Source organism: Bacillus sp. FSL P4-0290, from assembly GCF_037975435.1.
In the GTDB taxonomy this organism is placed as follows: Bacteria; Bacillota; Bacilli; order Bacillales; family Bacillaceae; genus Bacillus; species Bacillus subtilis.
Genome location: NZ_CP150253.1, coordinates 3042510 through 3056845, shown reverse-complemented (window position 1 = coordinate 3056845; position 14336 = coordinate 3042510). Strand labels below are relative to the sequence as shown.

The 14336-nt window shown below is 44.0% G+C and carries 11 protein-coding genes, 1 pseudogene and 1 other annotated feature; of the genes and pseudogenes, 6 read left to right on the top strand and 6 right to left on the bottom strand.

Going from position 1 to position 14336, the window contains the following annotated elements:
- Positions 1-93: 93 nt before the first annotated feature.
- Positions 94-855 carry a bacitracin ABC transporter ATP-binding protein BceA gene (gene bceA, locus MKY10_RS16020; RefSeq protein ID WP_003229137.1) on the top strand — a complete coding sequence of 254 codons (762 nt, stop codon included), beginning with the start codon at positions 94-96 and terminating at the stop codon, positions 853-855.
- Positions 845-2785 (top strand): bacitracin ABC transporter permease BceB, encoded by a 1941-nt coding sequence (bceB, locus tag MKY10_RS16015; RefSeq protein WP_015251402.1) that lies wholly within the window; start codon positions 845-847, stop codon positions 2783-2785. Before bceA ends, bceB begins: the two co-directional genes overlap by 11 nt.
- 36 nt (positions 2786-2821) lie before the next feature.
- Here the strand turns inward: bceB and MKY10_RS16010 are convergent.
- Positions 2822-3567 (bottom strand): annotated as a pseudogene (locus MKY10_RS16010) (LMBR1 domain-containing protein).
- Positions 3568-3755: 188 nt separating this feature from the next.
- On the opposite strand from MKY10_RS16010, the gene MKY10_RS16005 reads away from it, so the two are divergent.
- Positions 3756-4949, top strand: a complete 1194-nt coding sequence (locus MKY10_RS16005; RefSeq protein ID WP_024572130.1) for an MFS transporter — start codon at positions 3756-3758, stop codon at positions 4947-4949.
- Positions 4950-5185: 236 nt separating this feature from the next.
- On the opposite strand, the gene MKY10_RS16000 is transcribed toward MKY10_RS16005, so the two are convergent.
- Positions 5186-5971: a blue-light photoreceptor gene (locus MKY10_RS16000; RefSeq protein WP_015251405.1), complete on the bottom strand. Its 786-nt coding sequence runs from the start codon at positions 5969-5971 to the stop codon at positions 5186-5188.
- Positions 5972-6375: 404 nt separating this feature from the next.
- Between MKY10_RS16000 and MKY10_RS15995 the strand changes: the two genes are divergently transcribed.
- The 3 genes from MKY10_RS15995 (at position 6376) to MKY10_RS15985 (ending at position 9977) form a co-directional block, all read left to right on the top strand.
- Positions 6376-6711 (top strand): DUF4257 domain-containing protein, encoded by a 336-nt coding sequence (locus MKY10_RS15995; RefSeq protein ID WP_003246114.1) that lies wholly within the window; start codon positions 6376-6378, stop codon positions 6709-6711.
- Positions 6712-6813: 102 nt separating this feature from the next.
- Positions 6814-7028 (top strand) — a binding site (T-box leader).
- Between the two features lie 107 nt (positions 7029-7135).
- Entirely contained in the window at positions 7136-9550 is a 2415-nt protein-coding gene (gene leuS / locus MKY10_RS15990; protein WP_015251406.1) for a leucine--tRNA ligase, read from the top strand.
- Between the two features lie 115 nt (positions 9551-9665).
- A complete protein-coding gene (locus tag MKY10_RS15985) occupies positions 9666-9977 on the top strand; it encodes a rhodanese-like domain-containing protein (protein WP_004398993.1) in 312 nt (103 codons plus the stop codon).
- Between the two features lie 21 nt (positions 9978-9998).
- Here MKY10_RS15985 and melA read toward each other — a convergent pair whose 3' ends face one another.
- From melA to MKY10_RS15965, 4 genes are read right to left on the bottom strand one after another with little or no spacing between them, the layout of a single operon-like run.
- Positions 9999-11297, bottom strand: a complete 1299-nt coding sequence (gene melA, locus MKY10_RS15980) for an alpha-galactosidase MelA (RefSeq protein ID WP_024572927.1) — start codon at positions 11295-11297, stop codon at positions 9999-10001.
- Between the two features lie 19 nt (positions 11298-11316).
- The gene (locus tag MKY10_RS15975) at positions 11317-12147 is read right to left on the bottom strand and encodes a carbohydrate ABC transporter permease (RefSeq protein WP_014480612.1); all 831 of its coding nucleotides are present in this window, start codon (positions 12145-12147) and stop codon (positions 11317-11319) included.
- Positions 12144-13055: a sugar ABC transporter permease gene (locus tag MKY10_RS15970; RefSeq protein WP_015251409.1), complete on the bottom strand. Its 912-nt coding sequence runs from the start codon at positions 13053-13055 to the stop codon at positions 12144-12146. The genes MKY10_RS15975 and MKY10_RS15970 overlap by 4 nt, the downstream gene beginning before the upstream one ends.
- Positions 13048-14328, bottom strand: a complete 1281-nt coding sequence (locus MKY10_RS15965; protein ID WP_048655240.1) for an ABC transporter substrate-binding protein — start codon at positions 14326-14328, stop codon at positions 13048-13050. Before MKY10_RS15965 ends, MKY10_RS15970 begins: the two co-directional genes overlap by 8 nt.
- Positions 14329-14336 lie beyond the last annotated feature (8 nt).

The window sequence follows — 14336 nt, the reverse complement described above, 5'->3', positions numbered from 1 at the left end:
TCACATGCTTTTCTTTTTTGTTCGCCGTATCGAAGGAAAAGCCCGGCATTCCTTTTTATAATGAGATTATCCAATATAAAGGAGACTGCGTAAATGGTGATTTTAGAAGCGAATAAAATTCGAAAAAGTTATGGAAACAAGCTGAATAAACAGGAAGTGCTGAAGGGCATCGATATTCACATTGAAAAGGGCGAATTCGTCAGTATTATGGGTGCTTCCGGGTCGGGAAAAACCACTTTGCTCAACGTTCTGTCCTCAATCGATCAGGTCAGTCACGGAACCATTCATATTAATGGAAATGACATGACGGCTATGAAGGAAAAGCAGCTGGCTGAATTTAGAAAACAGCATTTAGGCTTTATCTTTCAGGATTACAATTTGTTAGACACATTGACAGTGAAAGAGAATATCCTTCTGCCTTTATCGATCACGAAACTATCAAAAAAGGAAGCCAATCGCAAGTTTGAGGAAGTTGCAAAGGAACTGGGAATATATGAATTGCGGGATAAATACCCGAATGAAATTTCCGGCGGCCAGAAGCAGAGAACATCCGCTGGAAGAGCGTTTATTCATGACCCGAGCATTATTTTCGCTGATGAACCGACCGGCGCGCTCGATTCGAAATCGGCCTCCGATCTATTAAATAAGCTGAGCCAGCTCAATCAAAAACGCAACGCGACGATTATTATGGTTACCCATGATCCCGTCGCTGCCAGCTACTGCGGCAGAGTCATTTTTATTAAGGACGGGCAAATGTATACACAGCTGAATAAAGGGGGCCAGGACAGGCAGACGTTTTTCCAGGATATTATGAAAACGCAAGGCGTGTTAGGCGGGGTGCAGCATGAACATTAATCAGCTCATCCTGCGAAATTTGAAAAAGAATCTCCGGAATTACTATTTGTATGTGTTTGCGCTCATCTTTAGCGTGGCGCTTTATTTCGCCTTTGTCACGCTGCAGTATGATCCAGCAATTAACGAAGTGAAGGCTTCAATCAAGGGAGCCGCTGCTATTAAAACCGCTTCGATTTTGCTTGTGGCTGTAGTGGCGATCTTCATTTTATATGCCAATACGATTTTTATTAAGAGACGGAGCAAAGAAATCGGGCTGTTTCAATTAATTGGAATGACGAAGCATAAAATTTTTCACATCTTAAGTGCAGAAAATGTCATGCTGTATTTCGGTTCATTAGCGATCGGGGTAGCGGCCGGGTTTTCGATATCGAAGCTTGTCTTGATGATTCTGTTCAAAATTGTCGATGTCAAAGCGGATGCGAAACTGCATTTTTCTGAGCAGGCCTTGGTCCAAACGGTCATTGTGTTCTGCGGCATTTACCTTTTGATCATGATCATGAATTATACGTTTATCAAAAAACAGAGTATTTTATCTTTGTTTAAAGTAACGTCCTCCACTGAAGACAAAGTGAAGAAAATATCATTTTTCCAAATGCTGATCGGCGCTTTAGGCATCGTGTTGATTTTGACAGGATACTATGTGTCTTCTGAGCTGTTTGGCGGAAAATTTAAGACCATTAATGAACTGTTTGTTGCGATGAGCTTCATTCTGGGGAGCGTCATTATCGGGACGTTTTTGTTTTATAAAGGATCAGTTACGTTTATCTCGAATATCATTCGAAAAAGCAAGGGCGGCTACTTAAATATTTCTGAGGTTCTGTCACTGTCATCGATCATGTTCAGAATGAAATCGAATGCGCTGCTGCTGACGATTATTACAACCGTTTCAGCGCTCGCCATCGGGCTGTTATCTCTTGCTTACATCTCGTATTACTCGTCGGAAAAGACCGCTGAACAAAATGTAGCGGCTGATTTTTCATTCATGAATGAGAAAGATGCCAAGTTATTTGAAAACAAATTGAGGGAAAGCAACATCTCGTTTGTAAAAAAGGCAACACCTGTCCTGCAAGCAAATGTTGACATTGCAAATATTATGGATGGAACTCCGAAAGAGATGCAGGGCGATCCCGGCAATATGCAGCTTGCTGTTGTTAGCGACAAAGATGTAAAAGGAGTCGATGTGGCGGCTGGAGAAGCCGTTTTCTCAGGATACACCGACTTGCTGCAAAAAATAATGGTTTTCAAGGACTCTGGTGTTATTAAAGTAAAAAGCAAGCACGAGACGCAGCCATTAAAATATAAAGGATTAAGAGAAGAGTTTCTTGTATCCTACACGTTTACAAGCGGGGGCATGCCCGCTGTCATTGTGGATGACAGCCTGTTTAAACAGCTGGACAAGGATAAAGACCCCCGCATTCAGCTGGCGCAATCTACATTTATCGGCGTCAATGTGAAACATGACGATCAAATGGAAAAAGCAAATGAGCTTTTTCAACAGGTGAACAAGAAAAACGAGCATTTATCAAGACTAGATACAAGCGCTGCGCAAAAATCACTGTTTGGTATGGTGATGTTCATCGTCGGCTTCTTAGGGTTAACGTTCCTGATTACATCAGGTTGTATCCTTTATTTTAAACAAATGGGTGAAAGTGAAGATGAAAAACCGAGCTATACGATTTTAAGAAAACTCGGTTTTACGCAGAGCGACCTGATAAAGGGGATACGCATTAAACAAATGTACAACTTCGGCATTCCGCTCGTTGTCGGCCTCTTCCACAGTTACTTTGCCGTCCAATCCGGCTGGTTCTTATTCGGATCGGAGGTATGGGCGCCTATGATTATGGTGATGGTGTTATATACTGCGCTCTACTCCATTTTTGGTTTTCTGTCAGTTCTTTATTATAAGAAGGTTATTAAATCGTCGTTGTGAAACAGAAAAAGCTCCAGACATTCTGGAGCTTTTTGTTTATCGTTTTGGCGCCCGATAACCGGCGGCTTCAGCTTCTTCAACTGAGCAAAACATTTCAGCCGGATCGGTTGTCCGGTCGTAGTATGTACTGCCTGGCGTGTGGTAGATGCCGTTTTTGCTTCCTTTGATATTACAGCCTTCTGCTTTGTCAGCTGTTTTGGTTTCATCACTTTTACTCGTATTGTTTGAAGAACTTCCAGTGTCTTCATGAGAACTGGCGGTTTGGCTTTCCGTCTCTTTTAATTGATTTTCAAGCTTTGTTTTATCTTGTCGAAGTGTTTCGTTTTCAGCCTTTGCCGTTTTTGCATCTTCTTTGAGCTGCTTTTGATTTTCTTGAAGCTCTTTAATCTCAGCTTTTAATGATTTCTGAGTCTTTTTTAAATCGCTATTTTCGTTTTTGAGCTTCTCAAGCTTGTCTTGATCTTCTTTGTTGTCTTTTAATTTCTTTGCTTCGGAGCTGACAGATTTATATTCTTTCTCAAGTTCTTCATGCTCTTTTGTGAGGTTTTTATATTCGGCGTTTAGCGCTGAATATTTTTTCTCGGCATTTGCTGCGGAAGTGTCAGGTTCTGCCAATGCTGCCCCGGTAAAGAGCAGGACAAGGCCTCCAATGAAAAGCGGCCAAAAAAGTCTCTTGGAGAAACGTTTTCCTTTTTCAGTACATATTTGACAAGGTGATATAATCCATAGCCCAGTGAAATGAGACATGCCAGAAAACCTAAGAATGCTATTACCATTTCCATAATATGACCCCTTTTTCTATTTATTTTACATTTTTCAAATAATATTTGTTAGATTTTTTCACGTTCATCAGTTGAAAAATGTGAGAGAGACAGATAGAATGAATGTGCTATGATAACTGGATTCGTACGGAGCCGTTTTAGGTTTCGTTTTTTTCATGAGCTTTTTTAGGTAAGAAAGGGGGATGAGTATGCCGCGTGCTCTTAAAATTTTAGTCATTGGAATGTTTATCAATGTGACGGGTGCTTCTTTTTTATGGCCGCTGAATACGATTTATATCCATAATCATTTAGGAAAGTCGTTAACAGTAGCCGGACTTGTCCTGATGCTGAATTCCGGCGCCAGTGTGGCTGGTAATTTATGCGGAGGTTTTTTGTTTGATAAAATCGGCGGTTTTAAATCGATTATGCTTGGGATAGCCATTACGTTAGCAAGCCTGATGGGCCTTGTCTTTTTTCATGATTGGCCAGCCTATATTGTGCTGCTGACGATTGTGGGCTTTGGCTCCGGTGTTGTTTTTCCGGCCAGCTACGCAATGGCAGGATCGGTATGGCCTGAAGGGGGAAGGAAGGCATTTAATGCGATATATGTCGCGCAAAACGCAGGTGTGGCTGTCGGTTCAGCGCTTGGCGGTGTCGTGGCGTCTTTCTCGTTTTCATATGTATTTTTGGCGAATGCCGCGCTGTATCTGGTCTTTTTCTTTATTGTATATTTCGGATTTCGAAATATTCAGACGGGAGATGCGTCCCAAACGTCTGTGCTTGATTACGATGCTGTGAACAGCAAAGCAAAATTTGCCGCACTGATCATTTTAAGCGGAGGCTATGTACTGGGATGGCTGGCTTATTCTCAATGGTCAACCACAATTGCTTCGTACACACAAAGCATTGGAATATCTCTTTCCTTATACAGTGTGCTGTGGACGGTTAACGGAATTCTCATTGTGCTCGGCCAGCCGCTCGTCAGTTTTGTGGTGAAAAAATGGGCCGAGTCGTTAAAAGCGCAAATGGTCATCGGCTTTATCATTTTTATTGTGTCTTTCAGCATGCTGCTGACTGCAAAGCAATTTCCGATGTTTCTCGCTGCGATGGTGATCCTGACTATCGGAGAAATGCTTGTTTGGCCTGCTGTGCCGACTATTGCCAATCAGCTTGCCCCTAAAGGGAAAGAAGGCTTTTATCAAGGCTTTGTCAACAGTGCGGCGACAGGCGGCAGAATGATTGGTCCCCTGTTCGGAGGAGTGCTTGTCGATCATTACGGCATTAGGGCTCTTGTTTTATCTCTGTTGGTATTGCTGCTGATCAGTATTGCCACAACGCTTCTATATGACAAACGGCTAAAATCAGCTAAAGAAACAAATAAGCAGGCATCAATCTCTTCATAATAAAAGATCCCGCCGGATGAGCGGGATCTTTCAGCGTGTCGACAAACCCTCGCATTCGTTGTCAGGCCTGCGCTTCGGTGCTCACGAATTAGAACATTCGCTCCGCTCCTATGCTCGTCCTTCCTAGACTTCAAGGGTTTTCAATCACGCTGAAAAGATGACAAAATCCTAAAATGAAAACCATTTTAGGATTTTGTCAACAATCTGAAAGATCCCGCCGGGTGAGCGGGATCTTTTTACATAATCGGAAGCACTTTGACGGCATCCTTTACATTTGAATATGTTTTCAGCGACGAAAAATTGGCATCCAGTTTATTCATTTTCATAGCCAATTCAGGTTTAATGCCGGTAATGATTAACTCAGTTCCGGTCAATTTCAGCAAATGGCTCAGCTTGAAAATTTGGTCGGCCGTTTGTTCGTTCACTTGGGCCAATCCGGATAAATCAATGATCAAATAATCATCTTTGGATGTTGATAAGATATTCGTCAATGTGCAAACGATGGAATTAAATCGCTCCTCTGTCAGGTTTCCGACTAGCGGAAGAGCCGAAATGCCATTGCGAATCGGGACAATAGGAGTTGAAAGTGCAGTAATTTCCGTGAGGGAATCCTCGAGAAGCTTTTCATATTCTTTTTGCTTGGTGATATCATTCTGAATTCCGACAAAATACGTTTTATCCTCTATTTCCATTGGATCAATATTTAATTCATTCCAGAACATCGTTCCGTCTTTTTTGTAGTTTTGGATCTGAATGGTGACCGGTTCTTTATTTTGTAAAGCGGTTCTGATGTTGTCCACTTCTGCAGGATCTGTGTGTTTCCCCTGTAAGAAGCGGCAGTTCTTTCCTAAAATTTCCTCGGCCTCGTAGCCGGTCATTTGAACAAAACCTTGGTTTACGTAGACAATAGGATTATCTTCAAGTGCAGGATCTGTAATTACCACACCGACTCGCGCGTGATCAAGCGCTTTTTTGATGACTTCCAGCTGTCCTGGTATCCCAAATGATTGAAAACTAGCCATATAAATCCCCCTTAGGCCGTCAGCTTGCTATGCGAAAGCCTGATATTCCCCTTTTTTAAAATGAATTCTACAGTAACCGTAGCACAACACATGTTCTGATTCAAGCAAGTGCAGTTTGTTGTTTGTCATTAGGGCTTGTCCTCGTATACACTAAAAATAAGAACAGAATTTGAACATATGAACGGAAAGGTTTTCTACATGCTAAATAGGTGACTAGGTCAATGTCACTGGGTGAAAAATGAATCCAATGCATCAAGCTTACCGATCATGTGTTCACATATAATGGAAGAAACAAGCTTTTTACAGATTTGCCGGTATGTAGATATCGAAAATCATCGGAATCGTTTAAGGGGGCTGGATGGCCTGAAGTCGCTTTACGAAATAAGGGCTTTAGGAAGGTGATGATGAAGATGCTGCATCAGGTACTCATTGCTTGTGTAATTGGAGGAATCATGGGGATTCTCGGTCATGTGAAAAAGAGAGGCAGGCTGGAGAAGCCCAGAATGACGAAGCGGTTTATCTACCTTGGATTTTTGGAAGATTGGTTTATCGGCATGACGGCTTCCATTTTACTTGTATTATCCGCTGACCCCGATTCAGGAATTCAACTTGTCATCTTATCCATTATCTCAGGCTACGGCGGTGAAGCTGTTCTCAGAAGTTTTGACTTTGTGAGAGAACTGAACAGCGGCGGCGAACCGGCCGAGTCCAAACGTCAAACCAAAACTCCACCCGAATAATTGTCCTCAATCTCCGCCCGTTCAGGGTACATTCCCATTGTATACAAACCTGCTTGCACTTATGAACAGAATTCTATAAAATACAGTTAGATTACGGTTGCGATAAGAACAATGAAGAGGAGCAGTAAGAAACAGATATTGTTGCAGAGAGTTGACGGCTGGTGAAAGTCAATCAAGTTTGTTTCCGAACTCACCTCAGAGTTGCAGCGGTGAAAAGCCGCTGACGCATAACTGCGTTAAAAGTATCAAGTGAGTGCGGCGTATGCCGCGCTAACGAGGGTGGTACCGCGGGAAAACGAAAGTCTCTCGTCCCTTTTAGGGATGAGGGAGTTTTTTTTAGTTTGGGAATATTCTGAATAATCCTCTCCTTCCCGTCAATACTTGAACCATACACGCCGTATTCAATCAGAAGGAGGTTTTTACTTTGAGTTTTCAGCACAAAGAGATAGAAAAGAAATGGCAAACATATTGGCTTGAAAACAAAACATTTGCCACTCTTGATAATAATGAAAAACAAAAATTCTACGCGCTGGACATGTTTCCTTACCCGTCTGGAGCTGGGTTGCACGTCGGCCATCCTGAAGGATACACAGCTACGGATATTCTGTCCCGCATGAAGCGCATGCAGGGCTATGATGTCCTTCATCCAATGGGCTGGGACGCATTCGGCCTGCCAGCTGAACAATACGCGCTTGACACAGGGAACGACCCCGCTGTGTTTACGAAGCAGAATATTGATAACTTCCGCCGCCAAATTCAAGCGCTTGGCTTCTCATATGACTGGGATCGCGAAATCAATACGACTGACCCTGAATACTATAAATGGACGCAATGGATTTTCTTAAAGCTATACGAAAAAGGCCTTGCTTACGTTGACGAAGTGCCTGTAAACTGGTGCCCTGCGCTCGGTACTGTTCTTGCCAACGAAGAAGTCATTGACGGCAAGAGCGAACGCGGCGGCCATCCGGTAGAGAGACGCCCAATGAAGCAGTGGATGCTGAAAATCACCGCTTATGCGGACAGGCTCCTTGAGGATTTGGAAGAGCTTGATTGGCCGGAAAGCATTAAAGATATGCAGCGCAACTGGATCGGCCGTTCGGAAGGCGCTCACGTTCATTTTGCAATAGATGGACATGATGATTCCTTTACGGTGTTTACAACAAGACCAGATACGCTGTTTGGCGCTACATACACTGTCCTTGCCCCGGAACACGCATTAGTGGAAAACATCACAACGGCAGAGCAAAAAGAAGCTGTTGAAGCTTATATCAAAGAAATTCAATCAAAGAGTGACCTTGAACGCACAGATCTTGCGAAAACAAAGACAGGCGTATTCACAGGAGCGTATGCGATTAATCCTGTAAACGGAGAAAAACTGCCGATTTGGATTGCAGATTATGTTCTTGCATCATACGGAACAGGTGCTGTCATGGCAGTTCCAGGCCACGATGAGCGTGATTTTGAATTCGCCAAAACATTCGGCCTTCCGGTGAAGGAAGTCGTAAAAGGCGGGAACGTCGAGGAAGCAGCTTATACTGGCGACGGCGAGCACGTGAACTCTGATTTCCTGAACGGCCTTCACAAACAGGAAGCGATTGAGAAAGTGATCGCTTGGCTGGAAGAAACGAAAAACGGTGAGAAGAAAGTGACGTACCGTCTTCGTGACTGGCTCTTCAGCCGCCAGCGTTATTGGGGCGAGCCGATTCCGGTCATTCATTGGGAAGACGGAACGTCAACAGCTGTCCCGGAAGAGGAGCTGCCGCTGATTTTGCCAAAAACGGATGAAATCAAACCGAGCGGAACGGGCGAATCACCGCTTGCGAACATTAAAGAGTGGGTGGAAGTCACAGATCCTGAGACAGGGAAAAAAGGAAGAAGAGAAACGAATACAATGCCGCAATGGGCGGGAAGCTGCTGGTATTTCTTGCGCTATATTGATCCGCACAATCCGGATCAGCTGGCATCACCAGAAAAATTGGAAAAATGGCTTCCGGTCGATATGTATATCGGCGGTGCAGAGCATGCCGTGCTTCACCTTCTGTATGCCCGCTTCTGGCATAAGTTCCTTTATGATATCGGTGTAGTGCCGACGAAAGAACCGTTCCAAAAGCTGTACAACCAAGGAATGATTCTCGGTGAAAATAACGAAAAAATGAGTAAATCTAAAGGGAACGTTGTCAACCCTGACGAAATCGTGTCCTCTCACGGTGCTGATACCCTGAGATTGTACGAAATGTTCATGGGGCCTCTTGATGCTTCAATCGCCTGGTCTGAATCAGGATTAGACGGTGCGCGTCGTTTCCTTGACCGTGTATGGCGCCTATTTGTTGAAGAAAACGGTGAGCTTAATGGCAAAATCGTTGAAGGCGCTGGTGAAACATTGGAGCGCGTCTATCATGAAACGGTTATGAAAGTCACAGACCATTATGAAGGCCTTCGTTTCAACACGGGTATTTCCCAGCTGATGGTCTTTATTAATGAAGCTTATAAAGCAACAGAACTGCCGAAAGAATATATGGAAGGCTTCGTGAAGCTTCTTTCTCCTGTCGCGCCACACTTAGCGGAAGAGCTTTGGGAGAAGCTTGGCCATTCCGGCACAATTGCCTACGAAGCTTGGCCTGTATATGATGAAACAAAACTTGTGGATGATGAAGTTGAAATCGTTGTTCAGCTGAACGGAAAAGTAAAAGCGAAATTACAGGTTCCTGCCGATGCAACGAAAGAACAGCTGGAACAGCTTGCTCAAGCAGATGAAAAGGTCAAAGAGCAGCTTGAAGGCAAAACGATTCGGAAAATCATCGCGGTGCCTGGGAAGCTTGTCAATATTGTGGCAAACTAAGCGTAGAAAAAATCCCCTTTGCCAAAAGGGGATTTTTTTCATCAGTCTCAGAATAGCAATCGTTCAGCTGACTTTGATATACTGAACATGATCACTGTGAATAGGAGTGTTTTCTTTGGAAATAAAAGAAATCAGCACAGCCGCTTTGAAAGAAAAAATTGAGGCGGACGAAGAATTATATTTAATTGATGTCAGAGAAGATGAAGAGGTAGCGGAAGGCATGATCCCGCAAGCCGTTCATATTCGCATGGGGGATATTCCTGAAAAAATGGAAACCCTTGATAAAGACAAAGAGTACGTATTTATCTGCCGCTCAGGAATGCGCAGCATGAACGTCTGCAAGTACCTGGATGAGCAAGGCTTTAAAACAGTCAATGTTGAAGGCGGCATGATGGCCTGGGAAGGCGAAACAAAACCAAAAAACTAGGGGAGAGCAGTCCCCTAGTTTTTATTTGTATTCCGGAAGCCAATCGCCGTGTGCTGCAAATAAATCGTCGCACATGGAGATGATGTCCTTCATGGAAAGCTCCGCGCTTGTATGCGGATCAAGCATTGCAGCTTGGTAAACCGCTTCTTTTTTCCGTGTGACAGCCGCTTCGATTGTCATCAGCTGTGTATTAATATTCGTCCGGTTTAAGGCGGCAAGCTGCTCAGGCAGTTCTCCGGCGAAGCACGGTGTAATTTTTTTTCTGTCGGCGACGCATGTCACTTCCACAACCGCTTTTGAAGGAAGGTTGGTGATCAGCCCTGTATTCAAGACGTTTCCTCCGAAGGTGAATGATTCGTTTGTTTCCATTGCTTCTATAATTCTTGAACCATATTCCTTTGAGCGTTCGTGCGTAAGGTGTTTATTATTGACGATATCATCCCGCATTTTCTCCCAATTTTCAATTTGCTTGACGCACCTTCTCGGATATTCGTCGAGCGGGATTTGCAGCTCGCTGATCAGTTCAGGGTAATTCCGTTTAATAAAGTATGGGTGATACTCTGCGTTATGTTCGGACGATTCCGTGACATAATAGCCGAACTTATCCATTAATTCAAACCGCACCATATCATGATGCTTTGTTTTTTGTTTTTCTTTCGCTCTCCTTTTGATTTCTGGATATAAATCTGTGCCGTCTTTTTTGACTTCCAAAAGCCAAGCCATATGATTAATGCCCGCAATGCGTTCCTCAATTCCGTCATGCTCCATTCCGAGAGCTTTAAATAAATCCTTCGTGCACACTTGAACACTGTGGCAGAGCCCGATTGTTTTGATATTGGTATAGCGGAGCATGGCGCCTGTAAGAGTGGCCATTGGATTTGTATAGTTTAAGAACCATGCGTCAGGGCACATTTCCTCCATATCTTTTGCGATATCAAATAAGACCGGGATTGTTCTGAGAGATCTGAATATCCCGCCGATGCCGACTGTATCGGCGATCGTCTGGCGCAGCCCATACCGTTTAGGAATCTCGAAATCGATGACTGTGCTCGGTTTGTATCCTCCAACCTGAATCGCATTGATGACATAGCCTGCGTTTTGCAAGGCGAGTTTTCTGTCATCATAGCTGTTGATGGCCACACTTGGGTTATAACGGTCTCTTAGATTTTCGAGCATGAGCTGGGATTCTTGCAGGCGTTTGGGATCAATGTCGTAAAGAGCGAACTCAAATCCATTCAGTGCCTCTGTTAACAGGCAGTCTCCCAAAACATTTTTGGCGAAAATCGTGCTCCCTGCACCGATAAATGTAATCTTTTTCATATTGCTTCCTCCTTTAATGTTAACCCTTTACCGCTCCGGAAGACAGGCCGGCAATAAAGTATTTTTGCAGCGCCAAAAACAGAACAACCATCGGCAGCATTGCCATAAGTGCCGCTGCGGCAACTAAATGAAGGTTGTTTGCGTTTTCTCCGAAAAAACCTGCCATGGCTACTGTTAATGTCTGAACCTTTTGATCTTGTAAAAAGAAAATGGCAAATTGATAGTCGTTCCAAATAAAGACACAAGAAATAATACAGATGGTCGCAGTGATCGGCTTCAGCAGAGGAAACACAATCGTAAAAAAGATTTTCAGCATGCCTGCGCCGTCAATTCTTGCGGCTTCTTCAAGCTCTTTTGGAATGGTCGATCGGATAAAGCCTGAATATAAGAATACGGTTAAAGGCATGTAAGCCGCTGTATTGATGAAAATGGCGATTGCGTGTGTATTGACCATTCCGGCGTCCACGACCATTCGATACAAAGGAACCATGGACGTTAACGGAGGGATGATCATAATGGAAATCAACAAGGCAAAAACAGCTTTATTCAGTTTCGTTTCCCGCCGGGCAAGCGGGTAGGCGGCAAGTGAGCCGAATATAATTAATAACAAGGCAGAAAAACCTGTGATGATCATGGTGTTTATAAAAGAGTTTCCTAGCGAAGCGCGCTCCCACGCCTCTGAAAAATTATGAAAGGAGATGTCGGCTGGAAATATCCATTTCGAACTGTAGTCTCCTTTTGCTTTCAATGAAGTGGTCAGCAGGATATAAAAAGGAATAAAATGCGCACAGGCCACAATGGCTGCAAGAAGTGTAATGATCCGCATGCTTTTTGTACGGGCGGCTCTCATGACATTTCCGTCTCCTTTCTTTTAAAGTACGCAAGCGCGCAAAAGCTGATGATCAAAATGACAAATGCCATAAATATGCCTTGCGTTGCGGCATAGCCGGCATCCTGCCGTTTGAAATACAAATCATACATAAACGTGGACATGGATTGTGACGCATTTCCGGGGCCGCCTGCGGTGAGTGCAATGATGACGTCAAACAGCTTTAAGCCTCCGATAATGTTGATGACCATATTAATGGTAATGGAGGGCATTAACAGCGGCAGCGTGATGGTAAAAAACTGCTGGCCTTGTTTCGCGCCATCCATTTGCGCCGCTTCATAGTAGTCTTTCGGAATGCTTTGCAGACCGGCTAAGTAGACAACCATAGCGATCCCGACATATTGATAGGTGTTAATCATGACAATGATCCATGGATTGAGCGAGGGACTGGCGAGCGCATTAATAGGGCTGATGCCGAAGACCCCGAGCAAATCGTTGAGCGCGCCTCCGTCATAGGAGAAGAAAAAGTACCAAATGTAGCCCATAATGAGCGGGCTGATCATCACCGGCAAATACACAATTGTTCTTGTTACCGCTTTCGTTTTAATGCTTTGATTTAAGAGGAGAGCGTACAGAAGCCCGACCACATTTTGAAAAAAGGTGCTGCCAAGCCCGTAAAGCAGAGTGTTTTTTAAGATATGCCAAGTATCAGGATCAGAAAACAGCCTTTCATATTGCGCGAATCCAACCCATTGGTAGACTTGTGAAAATCCGTTCCAGTTTGTAAAGGTAATCAATGTGCCTTTCACAAACGGGTAAATCATAAAGACCAGAACGGAGAGCAAAGCAGGAATGTACATCCACCAAAGTGAGGACTGCTTTTTTGGCTTAACCTGTTTCACATGAACGTCCCTTGCGATCTCACTCATTGTTTTCAGCTCCCTGTGTTTCCGATTGCTCCCGGAGTCGTTTATATTCTCTTCCCAGCTTCTGCGAAATGTCTTGAGGCGCCAAAATGTCAGCCGCGAGCTCCTGCCCAACCGTGCCCAGGACATCCCACATTCCGTTTGGCAAGTATAACCGGTCGAAGTAAGGCTCGACTTTGACATCTTGATAATACTCATAATCGTTTGCGTAGAAAATATCAGCTTTCACATTGGTCAGCCCTGAAGGAAGCGATGTGGCTTCAGCCATTTGTTTGGCATTGGCCGGGCGGGCCATAAATGCGATAAAATCTTTTGCCTCTTTTAATTGAGGCGAATCTTTCCATGCTGCAAGGGTGTAGCGTTCACCGCCGATCCATATCGGGTCATCACCGGGATGGATGGCAGGTGTCGGGATAATGCCGACCTTGACGTTCGGGTTGATCTGGGCAACGTCTTGGCCGAGTGTGCCGCCTTGCATTGTAAAGGCGATTTTGTTTTGGGCCATTAATTCAATGAGCTGTGATTTTTTTGCCGTGACGGCGTCGATATTGATCAATTTTTCTTTCTGCATTTGTTTGAGGATTTCTGATAAATAAGTGAATTTACTCCATTGAAAAGTGCCGTTGATGAGCTGTTTTTTTTCATTATGGGCAGGGTCTGTGATGAGAAGAGGTGTAGCGAATTGGTCGTAATATTGAGCGAATGAGCTTTTGTCATAGCCGGCAAACCAGAAGGGAACAATGCTTCCCTTGCTCTTTTCTTTAATCGTTCTCAGTGCTTTGATAAAGTCATCCATGGTTTCCGGCGGAGCAATGCCGTAACGGTCTAAAATATTGCGGTTATACGCCAGACCGTCTTTTGCCTGATTGATCGGATAGGCATACACCTTTCCGCTTTTATTTTTGAGGATGCTGTTTAAATTGGGATCAAGATCTTGAGTCCATTCCATATCCCGGAGATCGGCTGTATATTCACCGTACCTGATTTTCCCCCAGCCATGTGTATCGAATAGATCTGGCAAATCATTGGCCGCCATTCTGACACGCATCATATTTTCATAGTCATTGCCTGGGAAATGAAGGCTGACATGAATGTCACTGTGTTCCTTTTCGAATGCTGCCGCCAGTTTTCTGAACGTATCTCTTTCACTGTCGGTTGACATTGTAGAATAAATGGTTAACGTCTTTTTTGCGGTATCTGCTGAGCTTTTCTCTGCTGAACACCCGGGCAGAACAAGCAGAATAAGAGAGAGAAATAAAACAAAAGTGTGTTTCATCTTTTCCT

Bases quoted from the DNA above. Each gene is read 5' to 3' on its own strand.
- bceA (WP_003229137.1), top strand. From the start codon at position 94: ATGGTGATTTTAGAAGCGAATAAAATTCGAAAAAGTTATGGAAACAAG.
- bceB (WP_015251402.1), top strand. From the start codon at position 845: ATGAACATTAATCAGCTCATCCTGCGAAATTTGAAAAAGAATCTCCGG.
- MKY10_RS16005 (WP_024572130.1), top strand. From the start codon at position 3,756: ATGCCGCGTGCTCTTAAAATTTTAGTCATTGGAATGTTTATCAATGTG.
- MKY10_RS16000 (WP_015251405.1), bottom strand. From the start codon at position 5,971: ATGGCTAGTTTTCAATCATTTGGGATACCAGGACAGCTGGAAGTCATC.
- MKY10_RS15995 (WP_003246114.1), top strand. From the start codon at position 6,376: ATGAAGATGCTGCATCAGGTACTCATTGCTTGTGTAATTGGAGGAATC.
- melA (WP_024572927.1), bottom strand. From the start codon at position 11,297: ATGAAAAAGATTACATTTATCGGTGCAGGGAGCACGATTTTCGCCAAA.
- MKY10_RS15975 (WP_014480612.1), bottom strand. From the start codon at position 12,147: ATGAGAGCCGCCCGTACAAAAAGCATGCGGATCATTACACTTCTTGCA.
- MKY10_RS15970 (WP_015251409.1), bottom strand. From the start codon at position 13,055: ATGAGTGAGATCGCAAGGGACGTTCATGTGAAACAGGTTAAGCCAAAA.
- MKY10_RS15965 (WP_048655240.1), bottom strand. From the start codon at position 14,328: ATGAAACACACTTTTGTTTTATTTCTCTCTCTTATTCTGCTTGTTCTG.